Here is a 23,847-nt window from a genome sequence, read left to right on the forward strand (position 1 = left end):
AAACCGAAGTCCTTGTTTTCACCTTATTTCTGCTCTGGTTTCGATCTGGGCGTCGGATCATTCTTGTCTCAATGCCAGATATGGCATGGGGGTGAATGGTGATGATGCTTCAGTTCGAAAGAGTGGTGGCAACGGGGACCGCAGCGCTCGATTCAGGTATCGGCGATACGGCTTTAAAAACGTTTAACGGCACAACATATCTCTACAGCCTGACGGGCAGAGGGGGTGGGATCGTGTCGTGGCGCCTTGTGGATGACGCGGCCCCGCAGGTGCAGGATCAGCAGTATTACGGCGCGTCGATCACCAACCTTGTTGGCCGCAGCGGCGTTCCGGTGATGCTGGATGGCGAGGATCATCTGGCGCTTGATGTCGACACCGCATCAGGTCTTGTGACCTATGACCTCGGCGGTGACGGCACGATCGGAAATCTGCAGGAAACTATGGGGTTGAATGGCGGGGGCGATATCTCGGCCGCGGCGCAATTGCAGGCGGGTGCTGTCGATTTTCTGACCGTGGCGCATTCGGACGCCGGTCAGATCGGAACCTATCGGGTCAACCCGGATGGGACCCTAACGGCCACAGGTACGATCTCTGCAAATGCCGATTCTCTGAAAATTCTGCAATCGGGCACCGAGCATTACGTTATCGCCGCGGACTCGGTCAGCAATGCCATTGCCACATACCGTCTGGACACGGATACCGGCGCGCTTTCGCTGGTGGAGGACAATGATTCTATCCTGACGCTTGGCGTCGGAACGCCGACTGCGGTCGAGGTGGTCCAGGCCTATGGCGAATCCTGGGTTTTGATTGCCGGATCCGGCAGCAGCTCGATCAGTGTGCTCAAACTCGATAGCGATGGTCGGCTGATTCCGGCGGATCACGCATTGGACACGCTCTACACCCGGTTCCAAACAGTACAGGACATGTCCGTTGTCGAGGTCGATGGGCGGGTTTTTGTTGTGGCGGGCGGCGGCGATGATGGCATTACCCTGTTTACCATGACACCTGATGGGCAGTTGATCCATATGGACAGCTTTGCCGACACGCTCGCCAGCGGGTTGCAGAATGTCCAGACGCTGGTTGCCGCCCATATCGGCGATGAGTTGCAGGTTTTCGCGGCCTCGCAACAGGATGCAGGCTTGACGCAGCTGAGCGTGTCTGTCGACAACCTCGGGATCATTGATCAGGGCTTTGGAACGATCAATGGCACTGCGCGTGATGACATCCTAACCGGTGGCATTCTGGATTCAACGCTGGTTGGCGGGGCAGGGGACGACATCCTGATCACGGGGACAAGTGCGACGACGATGACAGGCGGGAGCGGCGCAGACATTTTTGTTCTGCGCCAGACCAGCGGGGCAACGACGATCATCGATTTTCAAGCCGGTGTGGATAAGCTCGATCTTTCACATTATGCGTTTCTACGCTCGCCCGCGCAGTTAGAGTTCACCTCGACCGCGCAGGGTGCAACGATTGAATACAGGGACGAGTTCATCGACATCAGATCTCAGACCGGTCCCTTAACGATGGGCGAGATCTTTGGATCGGGGTTCGACTGGCCCGATCATATCCCGGTCAACCTGAACAACGGACCGGACAGCAATGCCTCTACTGGCGTTCTGGGTCCGGTTACGTTGGATTCGAGTACCCACAACCCGGCGCTACAAGGCGCAGAAGTGCGATTTGCGCCGGACGGAGGGGCCACGATCACCGCACAGGCCGATGATGACGGCGCATTCGCGCTTGAGGTACCCGATGGCACCTTCCCGGGTGATCTGGACATCTATAAAGCGTATTCGTCAGAAAGCGGTCAGATCACAGCACTGGACGCGTTGCAGGTTCTGCGCATTTCAGTCGGGTTGGACCCCACATTTGGCCCGGCGAGTGTCGAAAACCTGATCGCAGCTGACATCACGCGGGACGGAACCATCAACGCATTGGACGCCCTGGCCGTTTTGCAGGCTGCAGTAGATCAACCGACGGACTATCCCGCGCAATGGGTTTTTCTGGATGACGACGTGGATCTATCGGGCATCACCCGAACCAACGTGGATTACGAAACCGGGACCCGCGTGACTGTGGTTGACGGAGATTTCACCGCCGACATGACATCGATCCTGCTGGGCAATATCGAAACGGTCTGATCAGAGATCAGCCATCTATTCGCGGAAAGCGCGGTAAAAATAGTCTGACATGGGTTTGACCAGATACGACAACGGCGTGCGCTCATCCGTTTTGATCATCGCCTCAACCGGCATGCCGGGCAGCAATTCCTGCCCATTCAGCAATGCGATTTGGCCATCCTCTGGCGCGACCTCGGCCTTGTAGAAGGTAAAGCCCGAGCTTTCATCGGTGAACGTGTCCGCCGAAATTGTCAGAACGCGTCCTTGCAGCTCGGGGGTTTCGCGTTGATTGAAAGCCGGAAAACGCAGCGCCACTTCCTGACCCTGATGCACCTGATCGACATGTAGCGCGTCGACGCGGGCGGCGACCAGCAACGGGGTGTCTTGCGGGACCACATACATCATTGGCTCTGCCGGCTGGATAACCGACTGAACCGCAAAAACCTGACTGTTGTAGACGGTTCCAGCGACTGGTGCCCGTATGTCCAGCCGCAACAGGCGTTCATTCAGCGACAGACGACGCTCTGCCAGTTCGACGATATTGGATTGAACCTCTCGCAACTGGGTAATTGCTTCTTCGCGCCGTGTTGCCTCAAGCTCGACGATCTCGATCTCGGTCGCTGCGATCTGGCCTTTGAGGCGTGCGATGGTTGCGTCTAAACGGCCGATCTCACCTGTCAATCCTGCCTGCTCTCGTTGCAGGGCCAGCACGCGGCTGGCTTGGGTCAATCCACGGTCCAATAAGCCCTGCTGGTCTTTGAGTTCGGACCCAATCAGCGTATTTTGAATGCGCAACGCGGCAAGTTGTGCCTCTGTTCCGTCAATTTCGCTTTCGATCTGGGTTTTCTGTTTGCCTAATTGCTCGACCTGCTGCGTCAGAGTGTTCAATCGTGCCTCAAACAATCGGCGTTGCCCTGCCAGCAAATCAGGGTCAATTTGTTCCAACTCGGCCAATTCGGCAAGCTGAGTGTCCAGCATGTCGACGTGAACGTCATCCCGCTCGGCTGTTAGCCGTGCTCTTTGCGCCAAAAGCTCGAACAGTTGCGCTTCGACAATTGTGAGTTCCGAGGCAAGAAACGTGTCGTCCAGGCGCAAAAGCATGTCACCGCGCGCCACCTGATCGCCATCGCGCACAAAAATCTCGCCGACAACACCGCCGTCGGGATGTTCGACAACCTGACGGTTGCTCTGCACCTCGATCACGCCCTGCGAAACGATAGCGCCCGCCAGCTTGGTGCGCACACTCCAGGCACCGACCCCCAGTACCAGAACGGCCAGCGCAAATAGCCCAACGAAGGCAGGTACACGTATGCTCCAAGATGGGCGATTTTGCGGATTGGCCATTATTCACCCACCTTGTTCAGGTGACGTTTGATCACCTTGGCGTTCTGAACCATCGAATTCAGAACCTCGTCACGGCTGCCCGATTTGACGATGTGACCCTGCTCAACAACGATCAGATCGTCGCATTCCGAAATCGCCTGCGGTCTGTGCGTCATGATGATGGTCGATTTTCGCGCCTCTTTCAGCGTTCGAACAGCATTGTTCAGCGCCGCGGTTCCTTCGGCATCCAAGGCCGAATTCGGTTCATCCAGAATCAGCAGGACAGGATCGCCATAGAGTGCGCGGGCCAAGGCCACCCTTTGCATCTGACCACCGGACAGCAGGCTGTCATTGCCCTCCAGGACCGTGTCATAGCCGTCCTCCAGTCCCAGGATCAGATCATGGGCATTTGCCATTTTGGCGGCCTCAACCACAGCTTCGGCATCCGGACTCAGCGACATGCGCGCGATGTTTTCGGCCACCGTACCGTTAAACAGTGCAACCTGTTGGGGCAGATATCCGATATGTCGTCCAAGCGCGTCGGGATCGTACTGATCCAAAGCGGCCCCATCCAACCGAATTTCGCCCGCCGCCGGCTGCCACAAGCCAAGCAAAGCCTTGGCCAGCGTTGTCTTGCCCGAACCGCTTTTGCCAATGACACCCAACGCCTTACCCGGCTCAAGTTTGAGCGATGCGTTGTGCAATGTGGGCGTCTGGGCGCCGGGGGGGATCACGGTCAGCCCTTGCGCCACCAGATGCGCCTTGGGATCAGGCAGCTTTGTGCGCGCCTCATCCGGTGGCGTGACGCTTAGGAACCTGCCAAGGCTCTGCCAGGCCGTGCGCGCACGCTCTATTGTCGCCCACTGACCCACAGCCATATCGATAGGGGCGAGGGCACGACCCAACAGGATTGTACCTGCGATCATCGCACCTGCCGTCATCTCGTTGCGCAGCACCAGCAGGGCCCCAAGCGCCAGCATGGCCGATTGCAGAAACAGTCTGAGCGATTTGGTCAGGGAGGAAAAACTACCTGTCCAATCACTGGCCCCAATCGTTTCGGTCAGTGCCTGCGATCTCTGCTGCAACCAGCGCTTGGCGACATTGCCCTGCATTCCCTGTGAACGGACAACTTCGGCGGCCTGCCTTGCGTGTTCTGAAAAAGAGTTGGCCTGTGCGGTCGCCGCCTGCGCCTGTGCGACTTTGCGATGCGTCAGCAACTGGTTCAAAACCGCGACGAGAATCAAAATTGTCCCGCCAGCTATGGCCAGCCAACCCAACAGCGGGTGAAACAGAAAAATCGCCGCGATGAAAATCGGGGTCCAGGGAATGTCCATCAGTGCCAGAAAGACAGGCGAGGCAAACAGCGCGCGAATGGATTCCAGATTTCGCAGCGCAGTCGCGGGCGCCGACCTCAGTCGCGGGTCAAGGGCCTGCGTGATGGTGCCGTCAAAAACCCGCTCATCCAGCGACGCCTGAAAGTTTGCACCAAAGCGGGCCATGATCCGTCCGCGGGCATAATCCAGCATCGCCATCAGGGCATAAAGAAGGGCAACCAGCAGGAACAGGGCCGCAAGCGTTTCGACCGATCTTGATCCCAGGACGCGGTCATAGACCTGCAGCATGAACAGCGGCCCGGTCAGCATCAACAGGTTCACGAAGATGCTGAACACAAAGGCCAGGGCGAAAAACCTGGACCCCTGGTTGCGAGTTTTTCGCAACTCACCGCTCTGCTCAGTCAAAGTTCGGTTCATCAAGCTCACGAATTATGGCCTCGTTTTCGAGTACCTGACATACTCGCTCGTTTATCCGCGGATCCGGCGAACTTTGCTGGCCATGCGGTTGCGGCACTATATTCACGGCGTTTTTGAGGAACAACGGGCCTTGAACAATGAGTTTTCGATTGAGCAGAGTTTGACACACCTACGGCGAAAACGCGCCGTTCTGGGAATTTCATATCTTGCACAGGGTTGGCTGGACTCATCCGTCCGGCAGATTTACCGTAGCCGCGAAATGTTCCAACAGGAGAGTCAATGATGTCCAGGGTTCTATCAATTGCGGCTTTTTCAGTGGCATGTGCTGCGACACCGGTTCTGGCCGATGGGCACTGCGCGGCAGGTAAAACCCTGACAGACGGGAAATTCACAATTGCAACCGGAAACCCGGCCTATTTCCCGTGGGTTCTTGATGATGCTCCTGAAAAAGGCGAAGGGTTTGAGGCCGCGGTGGCCTATGCCGTTGCCGAAGAGATGGGTTTTGCCGCTGAAGATGTGGTTTGGGTACGCTCGTCTTTTGATGAGGCGATTCAACCCGGCGCGAAGGAATTCGACGTCAATATGCAGCAATACTCGATCACCCCGGAACGGGATCAGGTGGTTGATTTCTCTGCACCTTACTACACCGCGCCTATGGCTGTTCTGGTCGGGGCAAACGCGACTGACACCGCGCCTTCGCTGGAAGCCCTCAAAGGACTTCAATGGGGTGCAGTAGGGTCAACCACGGCCGTGCCGAAACTGGCCAGTATTATTCAACCCGACAGCGATCCATTGCTTTACGGTGACAACGCCGACGTCAACGCGGCCATGACGGCCAATCAGATCGACGCGGCGCTGTTTGACTTGCCGACTGCCTTGTTCCTCAGCGCGGTGATGATCGAAGGATCGAAAGTGATCGGTCAGTTCCCGGCGGATCAGAATGACAATCCCGATCAGTTCGGCATGCTGCTGGAAGAAGGCAACCCGCTGAAAACCTGCATTGATCAGGCGATCGCCACGCTGACCGAAAACGGCAAACTGGCCGAGATCGAGGCGACCTGGCTGCAAGACACAACCGGCGTTCCCCTGATCAAATAATATGTCAAATTCGAAGACGGCGGGCATGACACGCCGCCAGCTCTATGAGGCGCGGCAGCGTCGCCGTTCGCTGATCATTGCGGCCACAAGCACAGTATGTGTTGTGGCCGCGTCGATCATCCTGGTCCCATTGGCGCCTGGATGGGAAAAGGTTCAGCAAAGCTTTTTCAACGGCGAAGTTCTGTGGAAGACCTTTCCCAAGCTGCTTGAGGCTTTTCGGATCAATGTGATGATCTTTGCCTGGTCGGCCCCGGCCATCGCCGTGCTGGGTCTTTTGATCGCATTGGCAAGGGACGCGAAATCACCAGCCCTGTTTCCCCTGCGCATCTTCGGAGCGGCCTTCACAGATGTGTTCCGAGGCGTACCGGTGATCCTGACCGTCTACTTGATCGGGTTCGGTATTCCCGGGCTTGGCCTGCCGCGCCCTTGGAACTCGCCCTATATCTGGGGTTCGCTGGCGCTGATCCTGACCTATTCGGCCTATGTGGCCGAGATTTTTCGGTCAGGCATCGACAGTGTGCATCACAGCCAACGGGCGGCGGCTCTCTCGCTGGGCCTATCCGAGCGCCAGGTCATGCGGGACGTTGTTCTGCCGCAGGCCATTCGTAACGTCGTGCCGTCGCAGATGAACATGCTGATTGCGTTGCAAAAAGACGTATCGCTGCTGAGTTTCATCGGTCCGGTCGAGATCTTCCGGCAGGCCGGTGTGTTCAAATCCCTGTTGGCCAACTTCACACCCTATGTCGGCGCAGCGATCATCTTTCTGATCGTGACAATCCCGGCCACACGTTACGCCGACCACCTGATGGCGCGCCAAATGAAAGAGAGGCGCTGATGGCCAAGCTGGAGCTGCGCGATGTCGTCAAACGGTTTGGCGACAATACTGTCTGTGACGGGATTGATCTGGATGTGGAAGAAGGCCAGATGGTCTGCCTGATCGGGGCGTCCGGGGCTGGTAAGTCGACCCTCCTGCGGTGTATCAATCTGCTTGAACCCATCGAAGATGGTGCGATATTTTTAGATGGCGAAGATATCTCGGTTCCCGACCGCGATCCGCAATCGGTACGGGCGCGGATCGGCATCGTGTTCCAGAGTTTCAATCTTTTTCCGCATATGACCGCTTTGGAAAACGTCATGCTGGCCCCGCGCCGCGTGCGCGGCCTGTCCAGATCAGAGTTGCAGCCCGAGGTTGAAGCGCTGTTCGAACGATTTGGGTTGGGCGATCGGATGCACAACTATCCCGATCAGTTGTCGGGTGGGCAACAACAACGCGTCGCGATTGTAAGGGCCTTGGCGATGAAACCCGAGGTGATGCTGTTTGACGAAATCACCTCGGCCCTTGATCCCCAATTGGTGGGCGAAGTTCTGGACGTTTTGCTCATGCTCAAGACACAGGGCATGACCATGGTTATGGCGACCCATGAAATGGGTTTCGCGCGCGAGGCCGCAGACAAGGTGTGTTTCCTGCAAAATGGCAAAGTGGTCGAAGAAGGCCCGCCAGAAGTGCTTTTCGGATCCCCGAAAGAGGAGGCGACCCAGGCTTTTCTGGCACGGGCCTTAAAGTAGATGTTCGGTCAGTGTCAAAAACGATACGTTGCGCCGATCAGCGGTCCAGATTGGCTGAATTTGAAGTCATTTCCGTCAATCTCATGGTCAAACGAGATATAGCGGTATCCACCCCGGATCAGCCATCGGTCATTGATGGCATAATCTGCGGTGACCAGAACCTGCCAGGTTTCGCTGTCGCTGGAAAAGCCGCCATAGTCGACAAATCCGGTACCGGTCCATCGGTCAGAGATCACAAACCGCGCCCGCGCGCCTAAAACCGCATCCGTCCAGTTGCTGTCCGTCGAAGTCGTCCTGCCTGCTGCGGCGCCAGCGTTCAAAGTGAATTCCGTTTCGGTGCTGAACCATCGGAAACCTCCCGCAAGGTCGACTTGAACGCTTGGGTCCTCGTAGACGCGATAGCCAACATACCCGCTGAGAAACTGGGTTTTGGTCGATGTGTCCAGGCCAGAAAAGGCCGGGCCGGGCGTGTCATTGCTGAAGGACAAATCTGTGTAATTGTAATCCGCAAGTATGCTCCAACGCCCGTTCGACGCAGCAAACGCCGCCATGAAGGCAAAATCCAGATTGCTCAGCGCGTCCGAAAAGCTGAGCGTGCCATCCAATGTGCCACGAGGTCTTGCAATGGATGTTTCGGTTTCCGGCATGAACAAATAGACGGTCGCTTCGTGGTTCCACTCACTTTCTTGGGCTAAAACTGGCGTTCCAAGGCCAGAAATTGCGATAATTGTACCAAGAATTCCAATTTTTGACCGCATAAACCTATCCCTTCCTGTATCATATTATCATACACGAATACGATGGATTTCAAAACGCATCTGTTGATCTGATCACACTCAACGTCTGTGCCGCGACCCCAAGGCTTTCCACGTCAAACCCGGCAGGATCGCGATGCAGCGTGCATATCTGCCGGCCAATCGGCTGGGGTTGGTTGCAAGGCGCCACACCCATTCCAGTGCTAGCTTTCGAACCCAAAGGGGCGCGCGTGTCTGACTGCCTGCGATAAAGTCAAGGCCCGCCCCAATCGAGATGAAACCGCAATCGGGTGCAAATTCTGCCCCGCGTGCTGCCAGAATTTCCTGTTTCGGCGCCCCTAATGCCAAAAAACAGATCTGCGCACCGGACGCGTTGATTTCACTCAAGCAGGTCGCCGCATCTGCGCCGTTTGGATCAAACCCGTAAGGCGGTGCAATCTTGGCGCAGACGACGAGCCCAGGATTGGCCTGTTCCAGTCGTCTTGCGGCGAGGTCCAAAGCCTCTTGCGTGGCGCCGAGCATGGCGATGGGTGCATTGTTTTTTGCAGCAAGCCGCGCCAAAGGTTCGATCAATTCAGACCCAGGCAGGAGCTCAATTGACCGCCCGGCCAGCCGCGAGAGCCAGACAATCGGATTCCCATCCGCTACCACGTAGGTTTGCGCCTCGTAAGCATCCAGGAAGTCCGGGCTTTGCCGCATCTTCACGATGTGGTCGAGGTTCAGGGTTGCCAGGGAAAATCCGCTACCGTCTTGAAAATGAGCCAGTATTTTCTTTTCAAGCGCGGCACGCGTCGGGACGTTGACCAGTGACAGGGGATAAGTCCCGGCACAAACACTAGCGTCACGCACGCTCAATCCTGGGCCCTAACCGTCACCGATACGCTCATACCTGGCCTCTCCGCCTCAGATTTTCTGCTTTTGCGGGTAAGAGGTGACAACATCCTGATCAGAAATCTCTTTGATGTCTTCGATCAGGTAAAGCGGGCGTTTTTTGACCTCAATCGAGATACGCCCGATATATTCCCCCATAATGCCAAGCGCCACGAGGTTCGCGCCGCCCAAGGTCAGTACCACGATCATCAGCGAGGCATAACCCGGCTGATCGACACCAAAGATCAACGTCTTTAACAGGATCACAATCGAATAGATCCCGGCGATCAGTGCTAACATCCCGCCGATGTAAGACCAGACGCGCAGCGGAAATGTGCTGGACCCGGTAATGCCGTCCAGCGCGAAATTCCAAAGCGACCAGACCTTCCATTTGGTCATGCCCGCTTCACGTGCTGGACGCGAATACTCAACCGCAGCTGTATTATACCCCAGCCAAGCGACCAAGCCCTTGTTAAACCGGATACGTTCTTCCATGGCATTCAGGTGCTTGACCACACGTTTGTCGAGCAATCGAAAATCACCAACATTCTTGGGAACCGGGTATTTCGACAGCATATTGACGAAATCGTAAAAAGCCTCGGCCGCTTTGCGTTTGAACCAAGTATCGTTGGACCGATCCGCGCGCACTGCGTTCACGACAAGGGCGCCGTTTTGCCATTCTCTGACCATGTCCGGCAACAGTTCCGGCGGATCCTGCAGATCGACATCCATCGGAACCACCGCGTCACCGTGCGCATAAGCAAGCCCGGCGGCAAGCGCGGCGTCTTTGCCGAAATTACGCGAGAGCTTGATCAACCGGATCGAGATATCCTGAACCGAAAGCTCTGAAATCGCCTCGACCGTGCCGTCAAAGCTGCCATCATCGATGAAAATGATCTCGCTTTTTGCCCGCTCCCCGAGCGTATCGCAAACCTGCCGGAGGATCGGGGCGACCCGGTCGACAAACAGCGAAATACTCTCTTCCTCATTGAACACAGGAACAACGATGGACATCGAGCAGCTGTTGTTTTTGTCAGCCAGATCAGTTTGGATCATGCCGGGCCCCCATCCACTCAATATACCCAGATACGTGACAAAATCAGGCTGACAAAAGGCATCGTGCTTATCCCCAAAAACAAGCTGATATTTGCTCCCAATGTCGTCTGCGACGTCAGTGCGGCCACGACCAGGATATTGCAGGTATAGGCAATCGCTGTGGTCGCCAAAAAGCGTGGGAAAGCGCTACCATGCGCTTTGTCGCTTTTGAAGCTGAAATGGTAATGGCCAATATATGAAAATCCCAGTGCGGTTAAAAAGCCGCAGAAGTTGGCCACCTGAGGTCCAATCACGGTGAGGTTGAGCAAGGCGAAACTGACGCTCATATGCACAAGTGTGGCCACAATCCCGGTCAGGGAAAACCGGGAGATTATCTTGCCTTCTGCATAGATCAGGTCGATCAGTTTCACGACCGGCGGCTCCGTCACATGTTTAAAACGGCCTGGGTACGTCCCAGTCCTGTGTTTTTGTTACGCAGGCTTCTGTGACAGGCAAGAGATGACGATGATTTTGTTTTCAACTGTGATGGGATCAACCTGAATGGCGAGTTTCTGCTTTGACCCGTTTTCAGACAGGACAACGCTGCGCCCAAGCGGCAAGTCGAACTCGACCTCGTCAAATTCCAGTATTCGACCAATCGAAGGGTAGAGCGCCTTGTAGGTGCTTTCTTTGGCGCAGAAAATTTCTTTGGCCAGCCGCTCCTGAGCTTTGATCGGTTGCGACCGCAGCCAATTTTGCTCAGCGGGTGTGCAAATGACGCTCACATGGCTCGCGCTAAGTGGCGTCTTGGTCTCGGCATCCACGCCAATTCCGACCCAGTGCCTGTCGCTTGAAATCAAAGCGATGCACAGATCCTCGCAATGCGTGATCGATCCGATCAGACCCGAGGGCCAAACCGGGCTGCGATCTTTGGCCATGGGTATTGCCGCAGGTGGCAGGCCCAGGTCCTGCATGGCCATCCTGGCTGCGACCCTGCCAGCGGTAAACTCGGTCTTTCGTTTTTCAATGGCCCGGACCATTGCGGGTTCTTCTTCGGGCAGAAGCCTGCCGCTGGAAATCCCGGGGTTTGTTATCCCGATGCCGATCTCTGGGCCGAGTACGTGCTGCAACATGGCCCTGATGACAGCAAAATCGTTCATGCGGATCGTCTGCGTGCCCGCATCTCTCGCCGTCGCGCCATGGCATCCTTGCGCGCATTTGCTTTCTCGGGCGCAGGTTTGACAGACTGAGGTTCAGGAGAGGTATGTCCTGTTTTCTCTTCAATCTTTTCGACAAGCCCACCTAATGTCGGGAACCGGAAAATGTCGGTGATGCTTAGGCTTGCAACGTTGAGCGTCGTTTTGATCTCGCGATGCGCCTGTACGGCCAACAAAGAATGACCGCCGAGATCAAAAAAGTTATCGCGACTGCCGATCTCGGAAACACCCAGAATTTGCGACCAGATGGCTGCGACTTTCTGCGTGACGGACCCTTGAGAAACAGGCTGTGCGGTTGGGGCTGTCGGTTGCTTTCTGGCCGATGGCGCAGGCAGAGCCTTGCGATCTACCTTGCGGTTTGGCGTCAGCGGGAATTCATTCAGCGTCACGAAATGCGCCGGGACCATATAGTCGGGCAAGCTGTCGGCCAACGCGCGCCGCAATGCCTTTTCGTCAACCGAGGCGTCTGTCGTCATGTAGGCGGCCAGTTGGACGAGGTTCGGCGTATCTTCCCGCGCCAGAACGACCGACTGCCGCACTCCGGGTTGAGTGTCGATCAAGCTTTCAATCTCGCCCAACTCGATACGATAGCCGCGCAGTTTGATCTGATGGTCCGCGCGACCAAGAAAATCCAGACGACCGTCCGGGCGCCAACGAACCAGATCGCCGGTCCTGTAAAGCCGCGCGCCGGGCACGTCCGAGAATGGATCGGGCACAAAGCGGTCCGCGGTAAGGTCCTCGCGCTGCCAATAGCCACGGGTTACACCGGCACCGCCTATGAAAAGCTCTCCGCTCATGCCGATCGGAACGGGGTTACCCACCTCATCGAGAACATAAACCTGCGTGTTGGCGATGGGTGTGCCGACATTGACGACACCCTCCGTAACGGCGGCACTTTCGGTTGTGGACCAGATTGTCGTCTCGGTCGGCCCATACATGTTCTCGATATGGGCCTTCGACACCGCGTCGATCTGTTTGACCAATGACCCGGGCAACGCCTCGCCGCCGATCATCATGTGTTCGATCTTGGACAGCGCAAATCGGGCCTCGTCGTTGAGCAGCAACATCTGCGCCATGCTGGGCGTGCATTGCAAGTGACTGACCTTGTGCAGGATGATCTGAGCGGCAATCGAAAAGTCGCCTTCATCCAGCCCTATGTCCTGATTTGACCGGCGCAGAACGTCGGCCAACGGCTTCAGCCCATCCATGACCTGATCCACCGGGATGCCATAGTCGATCAGGCAGGCGATCTCATCCACGCCTATGCGTTTGAGCTCTTCTACGCGGTGCAGACATTCTTCAACGGTGCCAAACAAGCCGGAATCTTCGAAATACCGCAGGAAGGCAAAGTCGAGGATGCCTTCAAGTTCGTCGTCAGAAAGGCTACCGAGGTCCAGTTGGAACGGGTTTGAAACACCTTTGGGTTTTTTGAAGGCGGGAAAGGCCCAGGCATATTGCTTGATCAACCCGGCTGCTGACCGCAGATAGTCCTTCATCGGTTCTCGGGCGATGTCGCGCACTTCTTCGCGGTCGCTGCCCACAAAAGTGTGCAACATCAAGGTGACCTCGTAATCGGCAGGATCATGACCTGCGTCGCGCAGGGCGGTGTGGTAGATGCCGATCTTGTCCGCAACCTCCTGAACGCTTTGCCCCAGCAGATGCGTCAGGACATTGGCGCCGATTGCCCCGGCCTCGCGCCAGGTGTCGGGATTACCCGCGGTTGTGACCCAAACTGGCAGAGTTTTCGACACCGGGCGCGGTTGGGTGACAACGCCGTGCATCTCGCCTGTCTTGGTCGGAAACTCGACCGTTTCCCCCGCCCAAAGCTGGCGCAGGGTCTGGATCGCCTCAAGCATCGCGGGTTTGTTTTCCGGCGGCGTGTTTTCGGGGCGCAGAATGAAGTCGTCCGGTTGCCAGCCTGATGCGATGGCCAGTCCGGCCCGCCCATTGGTCAGGTTGTCGATCACCGACCATTCCTCGGCAATTCGCGCGGTATGGTGCAACGGCGCGACGCAGCTGCCGGCCCGCACGCCGATATTGCTGGTAACAGCAGCCACCGCAGCACCGGTGACCGATGGATTGGGATAGGGGCCGCCAAAGGCGTGAAAATGGCGTTCTGGCGTCCAAATCGCACAAAATCCGTTCTGATCGGCGAATTTTGCGCCTTCCAACAGCAATTTATACTTGTCGCGGCCAACGCCGTCATCATTGCCCCAATAAAACAGACTGAAATCCATACCCTGACCGGTAATGGATTTCCCCGGATCAGAGTCTCCGGCCACAAGCGCCCGGTTTTCGTCATCCGACAGAACGATCTTGAAACCCCGGGCGAGGGTCCAGAACAGTTCGAGCACCGAGATGTCGAAAGACAGGCTGGTTACCGCAAGCCAGACCCCCGGGGGATCATGGCGGATGCGATCATCCATGCCTGTGAAAAAGTTTGAGACGTTGCGATGTTCAACCATCACGCCTTTGGGGCGCCCGGTGGAGCCAGAGGTATAGATCAGATAGGCGAGGTTGGCCGAGGTCACGCCGCTGTCCAAATTACTGATCTCGGCGCCGTTCAGGCGTTGATCGGTATCCATGACCAGTACTTGGGCGTTATGGTTCGGCAAAGTCTCCACAAGGGCGTCTTCGGTCAGCAGAACCTTTGCGCCGCTGTCTTCCAGATACAGCGCCGTCCGGTCCGCCGGATAGGCCGGATCCATCGGGACGTAAGCTCCACCTGCTTTGAGAATACCCAAAGCGCCGATCAACAACAGCGGTGAGCGTTTGACGTGCAAACCCACCAGTGCGTCGGGTCCAACGCCCATGTTGCGCAAAACATGCGCAATCTGATTGGCGCGCGCATTCAACTCGGCATAGGTGAAGCTTTCGTTTTCGAACACCAATGCAACCGCATCGGGTGTACGGGCGACCTGAGCCTCGAAATGGTGATGCACGCAGGAGGTTTGGTCGTATTCAGCCGTCGTCGCATTCCAGTCTTTTAGAATTTGCGAACGCTCAGAGTCCGGTAAAATGGGCAGTGTAGAAACCGGCTGATCGGCGCAGGTCGGGTCGCAGAGCGCCACCAAAAGGCCTTCCAGTCGGGCTGCAAGCAGGTGCATCGTGGTTTCACTGATATGGCCGCTGTCGACGATCAGAGAATAGTGTTGATCCTTCCCGGCAACTGTCAGGCTTGTACCCGGGACCAGCCCATCTGTGGCCTGATCCGAAAGACCGACCAGCGGGGGCTGAAACGGCCCGGACCCCGGCAAGCGGGCGGGAAGATCGCAGGCGAACGGCCCAAGGTCCAAGGCCAGCGCTCTGTCCCGGCCAAATCCCTGCGCGGCATTTGCAAAGGATTGGTTGGCCTCAAAGCGAACAGGCACCCAACTGGCCTGATACACGCCGTCTGTGTCGTCCATGCGCAGTGCCAAATCCACCATCGCAGCGTCGCCAAGACGTGACATCAAGGCGGCCAGCGCGGCTTCGACCGTGCCCTCTGCAAGGCCATCCGGGATTTGCAGGTTTTTTGTTCGTGGCGCGCCGGAGGGGTCATTGGCCTCGATCAGCGGCACGTCCAGCGGTTGTAACTCTTGCAGGCGAGCGCGCCAGTTTGGTTCGGCCCGCAACAGCGCGGCGACGATTGTATCTATTGCCTCCGCATCCAAAGCGGGCAGGGCGCTGCCAACTGTTGCGAGCCCTTCAACAGAGACGGGTGTCCCGTTGAGGTCCCGAAAATCCCCGATTTCGAGCGCGCCGTCACCCGTGGCGATTGTCAGGCTCGTGTTGTCGCTTGCCAGGATTGTTCCGGCGGCACCATCGACCGCATGTGTGCTGGGCGTTGCGCGACCGACCAGGAAAATCCGATCTTCGAGCTCAATCTTGGGGCAGCAAAGTGGGTTCCAGTACTCCCCATGATCCAGCGCCCGAACCATTGCAGCGATCTCGGTGGCCGGTCTGGAGAAATCCAACCGACCGCCTGCGGCGGGGCGCTTGTCTTTGGCAAAATAGCTGCGCTGCGTCAGGTCCTGCGGCGTGGGCTGCTGCCCGGTTTCCAAGGCGTGTATGACATCGCCAAAACTGTCAATCGCTGCGCCATAACATTTGGTGTTCAGCGTCAGGGCAGTTTCCGTATCGCTGATGTCGAAGAGTTTTTGCGCGACGATACCGCCCTCATCCACGCCGCCTGAAATCATGTGCCATGTAATGCCATGTTGGGTTTCACCACTCAGGATGGCCCATACCGGCGCGTTCAGGCCCGCATAGCGGGGGAGTGGTCCGTCATGGAAATTCACCGCACCCTTCAGGGCCTTGTCCAACAGGGATTGCGGCAGCAGATCCAGGTTTGCGATGCTGAGCAACCAGTCGAACTGTACCCCGTCGATCCGGTCCACCAGATCGTTGCCCGGCGCGTGACATGTCAGATCTTTGTCTTCCGCCCAAACGCGTACATCCGGATTGCGCGTCGCCACGCCAGAGATCGTGTGACCTGCATCCAACAGCATTTCACCACATTGAATAACCAGTGACTCGTGGCCGATCAGAAAGGTGCGAAATGCCATTGTTACTCTCCAACAACAGGTCTGGGCTGGCGGTTTTTGTTCCGATCCGGGAACGGCGCGCGGCCAAGCGCGCGCAGATCATGCCAGGCCAGGGTACGTAAAAAATGAGGGGATGTGTGCGTGTCCCTGCGGGTCAGCAGACAGCGCAACCAGTGCAGAAACCCGCCGCACAGATGGGCCATAGTTGCCAGAACCGCATAAACCACCCCGTGGTTCTTGACGAAATAATAATACCTTGAATCAAACCAATAGACCGGGACGCGCTGCCAGGTTTTCATACCGGTTGAGGCGGAACCGATATGCATGACTTCGCTGGGGCGGACATAGTCGGTGCGATATCCCGTCAGCGCCGCGCGGCGGCATAGATCGGTTTCCTCGAAATACAAAAAGAAGGTTTCATCAAACAGTCCGATCTGATCCAGCACGCTTTGCCGCATCATCAAACTGGCCCCTGCAAGCCAATCGACCGGTTGTGTCCGGGACGGGATCGGTATCGGAACCACATGTTTCGACAGCAAACGCGTCACGGGGCCGAAACGGATTGCGCCTTCGAACTCGCTTGCCACCGAAGGAAAGCGAAAGCTGGTCAGGTGAGGTTCGCCATCGTCTCCAAAGATGTAACTTCCGGCAAATCCGGCCTCGGGCGTGGATTCCAGATGCTCTAGCAAAAGGCGTATGGCATCGGGTTTCGGGAATGCGTCGGAATTCAAGATATAGACGTAATCAGGTCGCGTGCCGTCTGATAGGCCCGCACGAATACCCACGTTGTTTCCTGCACCAAATCCACCGTTGCGGCCAGATTGGATCACCCGAACCGCCTGGTTCTGGTCCCATCCCTTTTCCTGAAGGTGCGCCTTCATCTTCTCGAACGACCCGTCTTGAGAGTCGTTGTCGACAACTATGATCTCCCCCGAGATGTTGGCCATCGCGACGATCGCGGCGTCGAGCGACCGCAAGGTCATGTCCGGGGTTTTGTAGTTCAGGATGAGGGTCAGGACCTTTGGATCAGACATGTCTATTCCGCTGCTTCCTGAATCACCGTCCCCGGATGCCGATGATTGCGTTCGGCATTCTCAAGACAGGTTTTCATCTGTGCCGCCAGCACACGGACATTGGGTTCCAGAACCATCGAATCGTGATCACCCGGGACCTCGAACACCTCGATCCGAGGGGCCCAGCCTGTCCACTCGTTGTCGTCGCTCAGATAATACCGTTCGTGATGGACCAACCGATCTGCTGCAACCTGCCATTTGCCGACCAAGGGTGGCCGGAACAGGGTCAAGGGACCATCCCATTTGTGCAAAGGATAGGAGGTGACGCTTTCCATAAATGCCGCTTCGATTTCGGTATCATGAAACTGCTGACCGGCAGCTGCGGTTGCATCCTTGGGTTTGCGTTTTTCGATTTCCCAGGCAATCCGGTTTTTTGCCCAAAGCACCGGATATCCGATCCCTTTTTCCTGCAATTCCTGCAACTGAATCCGCAAGCGATCCCCCGTTGTCAAAGGACGATGCACTGGCAAGGGTGTGTCCAGCATGATCAGTGACGTGATCTCTTCGCCAGCCGCGGTCAATTGCCGTGCGATTTCATATGCGGTGATACCCCCACCGGAAAAACCACCCAGCATATAGGGGCCATGGGGCTGCACCTGCCGCATTTCCGCGATATAATCCCGGGCAGCCTCGCGCAGGTCGCGGTGGGGCTCTTCATCTCCGTAAAGTCCACGCGCTTGCAACCCATAGAAGGGCCGATCCGTGCCAATCAGATGCGCCAGATGCCGCAGGTTGAGGACATTCCCAAACATGCCCGCGACGAGGAAAAACGGAGTTTTTGGGCCACCTTCGCCAGAGTGCATTGGCACCAGATGTGTGAAACGGCGTTCTGGCGTTTTGGGGGCCGTGGCTTCCGGTGCTTGATCTCCGCCGTCTTTCGGAACACCCCGCGCGGCGATCAGGTCGGCGCATTTGCGGATGGTCGGTGCCTCGAACAGGACCGAGATCGGGAAATCGACGTTATAGGCTTTGCGGATTTGCGCAAACAACCGCACCGCGATCAGTGAATGCCCCCCAAGATCAAAGAAGCTGTCTTCGACACCGATTTCGTCAATACCCAGCAATTCTTGCCAGAACCCGGCAAGGCGCCGTTCGATATCATTTTCGGGGGCGACAAAATCTGCTTCCAGTTCGGGTCTTTGGAATTTCTGGTCGCTGTCCTCGCCGCCGCTTGCCGTTTCCGCTGCCTGCGCGATCAGACCATCCAAATCAAGGGATGACAGTATGATTTGGGATCGCTTCTGGGCCAAGGCCTTGAAGAACAAGTCCGGTCCTTCGGACGCTGGAATGCCTTGAGAGATATTGTGCCGTAGCCGTTCCTCGGCGGGCGAGAGCGGTGGTGGCGTATCAAGGTCAGAGGTGACCTGCGCCTGTGTTTCGCCAAAGGCAAAATCTGCCGCAGTCTCCAAGCGGCGGATCGAAAAGCCCTGAACCTCAACACAAACTGTGCCGTCAGGCGCGGCGATTGTGATGTCGAAACTCGCCGCCTCGGCGTCTCCGCGATTATCCGCCGCGTTCCGGACCCAGCTGATGATCCGGGCGGGCAAGGGATTGTAGACGCGGACAGACTGATAAGAGACAGGGACCCAGAGGTGAGAGGGTTCATACCCTTTGATCAGTTCCATGGCCCAACCCGTGGCCAGATCCATAAGGCCGGGATGCAGGGAATACCCGTTCTCGATATCGCCTGTCAGGTCATCCGGCAAAGCCAGATGCGCCAGGCCTTCGCCCTGTCCCAACGCCGTCGATGTCAAAACGCGCCACCGCGGGCCAAAGTTCAGATGCGCCTCTTGGCACGAATGAAGACGCCCGGAACCTTCGGCCTGTCGCGGGGTGCCACAGCGGACAGCGATGGTCTCGATATCCAGGGATTCGGGTGTTGGCAGCGCAAGCAGCGACAGGCTCGCCTGCGCATTCTGTTCGTGCGCGGTATCTGTTCCGCTTTGGACGATCAGATCATACCCGATCTCGTTTCGGGGCAGGCGCAGTTCGACCTGGCGTTCCTCATGATCCGGAACGGCGAGCGGTCGCAGGAAGAACAGATCGCGGATTTCAAATGGCCCAGTCTCGCCCTGCGCGCGTAGGGCTTGCGAGGCCAGTTCCAGGTAACCGGTGCCTGGGATCAACGCATGCCCTGCTTTTGTCCGGTGGTCACTCAGGAACCAGCGGGATTGGGCGTCATATGTGGCGCTGAAAATCCGGTGGCCATCCTTGTCGAAACTTGCACCGTCCAGCATCGGCATATTGGCCGACGTTACTGGGGCGGGTTCGGTTGCACCTGTACGCGCCTCCATAGCATCGGCAGCCATGCCGACGTCGGACCAGATCCCCCAGTTGATCGCCAGAACGCGTGTCTGATCACCATTGCGCGCTTTTGCATAGGCATTGAGATATTCATTGGCTGCAACATAATCCACCTGGCCGACAGGGGCCGTTGCCGTAGAGGTCGAAGAGAACAGTACCAACCAATCCAGCGCGCCGTCGGGGAAAACCTGGTCAATGACCTGCGTTCCGTGGATCTTGGGCGTAAAGACGTCTTCAATCTCCATCATGGTTTTGGTCAGGATTGGGGCGTCGTCGATCAGGCCAGCCGCATGGATAACACCGTTGATCGCACCAAACTCTTGCGTCGCGCGTTCAACACATTGACGCATCTCTTCGACATTGCTGACGTCCACGGCCATGGGCAAAACTCGACCACCGGCGGCTTCGAGCTTTTCGATCGCGCGAATGCGGCGTGCGGTTTTGTCCTTTGGCGCAGAATTCTGCAGGATGCGCGCCCATTGCTCGCGCGGCGGCAGGTCGGACCGCCCCAGCAGAACAATATTCGCCTTGGCCCGCGAAATCAGTGCTTCTGCCAGCGTCAGGCCAATGCCGCCAAAGCCGCCCGTGATCACATAGGTGCCACCGTCGCGCAGAGGCAAAGTATCAGGTGAAGGCTGGGTCAGACCTTGCGGGCGATAGCCTTGCTCAAACCGCTTTCCATCCCGGATCGCTGCGGTAAAGGACGCCGGAGGGCACAGCAGATCTTCGAGCACCTGATTGGTCAAACCGGCAGGCAGAGCAGGGGGGCGACGCTTGCCCTGACTCTGGGGAAGGTCGATATCCAGCAGAGCACAGCTGAGACCCGGAAACTCGCGCGGGATGACACGCACCGGGCCGATAACTGTCGATTTCTCGGGATAGCTCAAGGGTTCATCGCGAACCTGCAACGCGCCCGAGCTGAGCACATGAATGTGCGGCGCCGGCAGGTCTTCGTCGCCAATCGCCTGAGCCAGGAAGAACAGGCTGTAGAACCCCTGTTCCAGATTGCGATGGAAAAAGCTTCCGCCGGGGCGGAATTTCTCAGCCTGGGTCAGTAACCAACCATGCACGATGCGCGTCGGCACCAGATCGCGTTCGACCAGATCGCGTATCAAAGCGTCATAGCTTTCACGCCCGCGTTCCGGTGCCAACTGATACTGTGTATCATTGATGCGGGCAAAGGCATCGCCGGGCGTGACGGAAATGACCCTGTGACCGGCTTTCTCTAGTCTTTTGCCGATGGATGACCCCAAACCGGCCTCATCCGCAAAGATCAGCCAGGTTTCTTCTGCAGCCTCAGACAGATCACCAGCGGTGTCGATATCACAGGCTGCGTATGTCGGTGTCCAGGCAACCCGGTAGCCCCAATCTGACGGATCTTCGGTCCGCATAAGCCATTGATTTGTCGCCTCGGTCTGCGTTTTGCCCGGCTCGATGAAATAGGGGGATCTTTGGAAGGCATAGGTTGGCAGCGGCACCTTGTTTCGACGCGCCTCGCCCCAGATCTGATCCCAGTCAAAGCTGCCGCCCAATGCCCAAATGCGTCCCAGCATGGCCAGAAAATACGCATCATCTGCAACATCATCCTGCGGATGGCGCAGGCTGCCGATGACTTGGTTGGCGTCGACCTTGTCATGCTGACCCGTCAGAGATGCCAGCGCTTTGCCGGGACCCACTTCAATGAATATCCGCTCGGGGTTTTCGGCCAAAGTTGAGATGCAATCGGCGAAGTGAACCGTATTGCGCAGGTGACCAACCCAGTAATCGGGGTCGGTGGCCTCGGTATCGGTGATCCAGTTACCACTGCGGTTCGATGGGAACGGAATTTGCGGGGTGCTGAGCTCTATGGACCTCAGATAATCACCGAATTCCTTCAATATCGGCTCAAGCATCCTTGAATGAGCGGCGATATCAATCGGAATCCGGTGGCAATCCACACCTTGCTTACGCAGCTTCTCTTCCAGCGCATCCAGGGCCGCTTGCGGGCCGGTAGCCACGCTGAGGTTTGGTGCGTTGACAGCGCCCAAATCCAGCGCGTCGCCCAATAGTGGCTTCAGCTCTGCCGCGGGCAAAGGAACGCTGAGCATGCCACCAGCGGGAACCGTATCAAACAGCTGACCGCGCAGATGCACCAGTCCGATGCAATCCTCAAACGACATGACGCCTGCGACACAGGCTGCGGTGTTTTCGCCCATCGAGTGGCCAACCAAAGCCGCTGGTTCAACACCCCAGGACATCCACAATTGGGCCAGGGCATATTCGGTGATCATGATCAACGGCAACTGTACCGAAGGCGTTTTCAGCCGCTCTTCCGCAGCATCTTCCTTACCCGGTTCCGGCAGCCAAACCGCACGAATGTCGTAGTCGAGCTTGGCCTGCAGGATATCCAAGCCTTGATCCATCCAATCAGCAAAAACCGGCTCAGTCTCATAAAGATCTCGCGCCATGCCCGCATATTGCGCGCCGCCACCGGGGAACATGAAAACATGTTCGGGTGCGTCCGAAATGACCGAATGTGTGAACACCCGGCGCGGGTCGTTTTCTTCCAGTATCCCGGCGGCTTCGGTGGCGGTCTCGGCCACGATAACCCGGCGTTTTTCAAACCCGCGCCGGCCGTTTTTTAGGGTCCAGGCCACATCGGCCAGATCAGGGCCCTGATCACTTTTCAGATGCTCCGCCAGCGCCGCACTATTGGCATCCAGTGCTTTTTTGCTGCGTGCTGACACTGTCAGAATTTGGAACGGCCAGTCCGATGGCTCAGAAGCGGCCCTTTCAGGTGCTTCCTCCAGAATGGCGTGCGCGTTGGTGCCGCCTACACCCAGCGAATTGACCCCGGCCCGGCGCGGCCCCTTAAAAGAGGTCCAGTCCGACAAACGGTCGTTGACCCGAAAGGGGCTGTTTTCAAAATCGATGGCCGGGTTCGGTTTTTCGAAACCCAGGCTGGGCGGCATCTGTTTGTGGTGCAAGGCCAGAGATGTCTTGATCAGGCTCGCAACACCCGCTGCTGTGTCCAGATGACCGATATTGGTTTTGACCGACCCGATCCGGCAAAAGCCAAGTTCGGATGTGCTGTCCGAAAACGCCTGTGTCAGGGCGGCCACTTCAATCGGGTCACCCAGATAGGTCCCGGTGCCATGGCATTCGACATAATCAACCGTGTCTGCGGTGATCCCCGCCATCTCATGCGCCTCGGAAATCGCGTCAGCCTGCCCATCAACGGAGGGTGCCAGATATCCGGCCTTGTCCGCGCCGTCATTGTTGATTGCGGTGCCACGGATCACGCCCCAGATGTGATCCCCGTCATCCAGCGCATCCTGAAGCCTGCGCAGGATAACCGCGCCCGCGCCCGAGCCGAAAACTGTGCCCTCGGCCCTGTGATCAAACGCGTGGCAGTGGCCATCGGGGGACAGAACCTCGCCTTCTTTGTACACATAGCCCCTGTTTTGAGGGAACTCGATCGTGACTCCCCCCGCTATTGCCATGTCGCATTCGCCCGTCAGCAGGGCTTGCGTGGCGTAATGCGCAGCAACCAGCGAGGTTGAACAGGCCGTCTGCACATTGATGCTGGGCCCTTTGAGGTTCAGGATGTGGCTGAGGCGCGTAGACAGAAAATCTTTGTCATTCCCGGTGTGTCGCAGCAGGAACATACCGACTTCATCCACCAGATCCCGGTTCGAGCAGACGTTGAAATAGAAATAGCTCCCCATGCCGCAGCCCGCGAAAACACCGATGGGGCCGGGGAAATTCTCGGGCGGATGGCCGGCGTTTTCCAATGCCTCCCACGCGACCTCAAGGAACTGGCGGTGCTGCGGGTCCATGATAGCGGCTTCTTTGGGGGATAAGCCAAAGAACTCGGCATCAAACTCTTCAAACCCATCAAGCGGTGCCGCAAAGGGGACATAATCGGGCCGTTCCAGCAAATGCGGAGATTCACCGTTTGCAAGCAACTCTTCACGGCTCAGGGGGCGGATAGACTCCACCCCTTGTTTCAAATTGGACCAGTAAGCATCGATTGACGGGGCCCCAGGAAAATGCGCGGCCATGCCAACGATTGCGATATCGCCGTCCCTGGCAGAATTACTCACTTTTGAACCACCCAATTACAAACAAGTTAACAGTTACCCGGCACAACAAAACGTGCCCAACAATACAGATATGGGTCTTCGTGCCTTCACTGCCTATAGGGCCATTTCACCAAATTATCGC

General features: G+C 57.2%; 14 protein-coding genes. 4 read left to right on the top strand and 10 right to left on the bottom strand.

Annotated features, from left to right (window positions below; all coding sequences use genetic code 11):
- Window positions 1-233: 233 nt before the first annotated feature.
- Window positions 234-2,144: a beta-propeller fold lactonase family protein gene (locus ACR0AG_RS09285; RefSeq protein ID WP_480838053.1), complete on the top strand. Its 1,911-nt coding sequence runs from the start codon at window positions 234-236 to the stop codon at window positions 2,142-2,144.
- Between the two features lie 15 nt (window positions 2,145-2,159).
- On the opposite strand, the gene ACR0AG_RS09290 is transcribed toward ACR0AG_RS09285, so the two are convergent.
- On the bottom strand, window positions 2,160-3,467 hold the full coding sequence (locus tag ACR0AG_RS09290) for an HlyD family type I secretion periplasmic adaptor subunit (protein ID WP_480838055.1): 1,308 nt from the start codon (window positions 3,465-3,467) through the stop codon (window positions 2,160-2,162).
- Window positions 3,467-5,197, bottom strand: coding sequence for a type I secretion system permease/ATPase (locus ACR0AG_RS09295; RefSeq protein ID WP_480838057.1), 1,731 nt, complete (start codon window positions 5,195-5,197; stop codon window positions 3,467-3,469). Before ACR0AG_RS09295 ends, ACR0AG_RS09290 begins: the two co-directional genes overlap by 1 nt.
- Window positions 5,198-5,479: 282 nt before the next feature.
- Between ACR0AG_RS09295 and ACR0AG_RS09300 the strand changes: the two genes are divergently transcribed.
- The 3 genes from ACR0AG_RS09300 to ACR0AG_RS09310 are packed head-to-tail and all read left to right on the top strand — an operon-like array spanning window position 5,480 to window position 7,861.
- Window positions 5,480-6,295: an ABC transporter substrate-binding protein gene (locus ACR0AG_RS09300; protein ID WP_480838059.1), complete on the top strand. Its 816-nt coding sequence runs from the start codon at window positions 5,480-5,482 to the stop codon at window positions 6,293-6,295.
- A gap of 1 nt (window position 6,296) precedes the next feature.
- On the top strand, window positions 6,297-7,130 hold the full coding sequence (locus ACR0AG_RS09305) for an amino acid ABC transporter permease (RefSeq protein ID WP_480838061.1): 834 nt from the start codon (window positions 6,297-6,299) through the stop codon (window positions 7,128-7,130).
- Window positions 7,130-7,861 carry an amino acid ABC transporter ATP-binding protein gene (locus tag ACR0AG_RS09310; RefSeq protein WP_480838063.1) on the top strand — a complete coding sequence of 244 codons (732 nt, stop codon included), beginning with the start codon at window positions 7,130-7,132 and terminating at the stop codon, window positions 7,859-7,861. Before ACR0AG_RS09305 ends, ACR0AG_RS09310 begins: the two co-directional genes overlap by 1 nt.
- Before the next feature lie 14 nt (window positions 7,862-7,875).
- On the opposite strand, the gene ACR0AG_RS09315 is transcribed toward ACR0AG_RS09310, so the two are convergent.
- The 8 genes from ACR0AG_RS09315 to ACR0AG_RS09350 all read right to left on the bottom strand — a co-directional run bounded on the left by ACR0AG_RS09315 (window position 7,876) and on the right by ACR0AG_RS09350 (window position 23,726).
- Entirely contained in the window at window positions 7,876-8,508 is a 633-nt protein-coding gene (locus ACR0AG_RS09315) for an outer membrane protein (RefSeq protein WP_480838065.1), read from the bottom strand.
- A gap of 189 nt (window positions 8,509-8,697) precedes the next feature.
- Window positions 8,698-9,465, bottom strand: a complete 768-nt coding sequence (locus ACR0AG_RS09320) for a WecB/TagA/CpsF family glycosyltransferase (protein WP_480838067.1) — start codon at window positions 9,463-9,465, stop codon at window positions 8,698-8,700.
- Between the two features lie 54 nt (window positions 9,466-9,519).
- Window positions 9,520-10,542 carry a glycosyltransferase family 2 protein gene (locus tag ACR0AG_RS09325; protein ID WP_480838069.1) on the bottom strand — a complete coding sequence of 341 codons (1,023 nt, stop codon included), beginning with the start codon at window positions 10,540-10,542 and terminating at the stop codon, window positions 9,520-9,522.
- A 17-nt stretch (window positions 10,543-10,559) separates the two neighbouring features.
- Window positions 10,560-10,952, bottom strand: a complete 393-nt coding sequence (locus tag ACR0AG_RS09330; protein WP_480838071.1) for a GtrA family protein — start codon at window positions 10,950-10,952, stop codon at window positions 10,560-10,562.
- Window positions 10,953-11,012: 60 nt separating this feature from the next.
- Entirely contained in the window at window positions 11,013-11,681 is a 669-nt protein-coding gene (locus tag ACR0AG_RS09335; RefSeq protein ID WP_480838073.1) for a 4'-phosphopantetheinyl transferase family protein, read from the bottom strand.
- The gene (locus ACR0AG_RS09340) at window positions 11,678-16,285 is read right to left on the bottom strand and encodes a MupA/Atu3671 family FMN-dependent luciferase-like monooxygenase (protein ID WP_480838075.1); all 4,608 of its coding nucleotides are present in this window, start codon (window positions 16,283-16,285) and stop codon (window positions 11,678-11,680) included. Before ACR0AG_RS09340 ends, ACR0AG_RS09335 begins: the two co-directional genes overlap by 4 nt.
- Window positions 16,286-16,287: 2 nt before the next feature.
- Entirely contained in the window at window positions 16,288-17,298 is a 1,011-nt protein-coding gene (locus ACR0AG_RS09345) for a glycosyltransferase family 2 protein (protein ID WP_480838077.1), read from the bottom strand.
- Window positions 17,299-17,300: 2 nt separating this feature from the next.
- Window positions 17,301-23,726, bottom strand: coding sequence for a type I polyketide synthase (locus tag ACR0AG_RS09350; RefSeq protein ID WP_480838079.1), 6,426 nt, complete (start codon window positions 23,724-23,726; stop codon window positions 17,301-17,303).
- Window positions 23,727-23,847 lie beyond the last annotated feature (121 nt).

This window comes from Ruegeria sp. H6 (assembly GCF_056532975.1).

Excerpts from the sequence above, each read along its gene's own strand:
- ACR0AG_RS09290 (WP_480838055.1), bottom strand. The coding sequence starts at position 3,467 with ATGGCCAATCCGCAAAATCGCCCATCTTGGAGCATACGTGTACCTGCC.
- ACR0AG_RS09295 (WP_480838057.1), bottom strand. The coding sequence starts at position 5,197 with ATGAACCGAACTTTGACTGAGCAGAGCGGTGAGTTGCGAAAAACTCGC.
- ACR0AG_RS09300 (WP_480838059.1), top strand. The coding sequence starts at position 5,480 with ATGTCCAGGGTTCTATCAATTGCGGCTTTTTCAGTGGCATGTGCTGCG.
- ACR0AG_RS09305 (WP_480838061.1), top strand. The coding sequence starts at position 6,297 with ATGTCAAATTCGAAGACGGCGGGCATGACACGCCGCCAGCTCTATGAG.
- ACR0AG_RS09310 (WP_480838063.1), top strand. The coding sequence starts at position 7,130 with ATGGCCAAGCTGGAGCTGCGCGATGTCGTCAAACGGTTTGGCGACAAT.
- ACR0AG_RS09315 (WP_480838065.1), bottom strand. The coding sequence starts at position 8,508 with ATGCCGGAAACCGAAACATCCATTGCAAGACCTCGTGGCACATTGGAT.
- ACR0AG_RS09325 (WP_480838069.1), bottom strand. The coding sequence starts at position 10,542 with ATGATCCAAACTGATCTGGCTGACAAAAACAACAGCTGCTCGATGTCC.
- ACR0AG_RS09335 (WP_480838073.1), bottom strand. The coding sequence starts at position 11,681 with ATGAACGATTTTGCTGTCATCAGGGCCATGTTGCAGCACGTACTCGGC.
- ACR0AG_RS09340 (WP_480838075.1), bottom strand. The coding sequence starts at position 16,285 with ATGGCATTTCGCACCTTTCTGATCGGCCACGAGTCACTGGTTATTCAA.
- ACR0AG_RS09345 (WP_480838077.1), bottom strand. The coding sequence starts at position 17,298 with ATGTCTGATCCAAAGGTCCTGACCCTCATCCTGAACTACAAAACCCCG.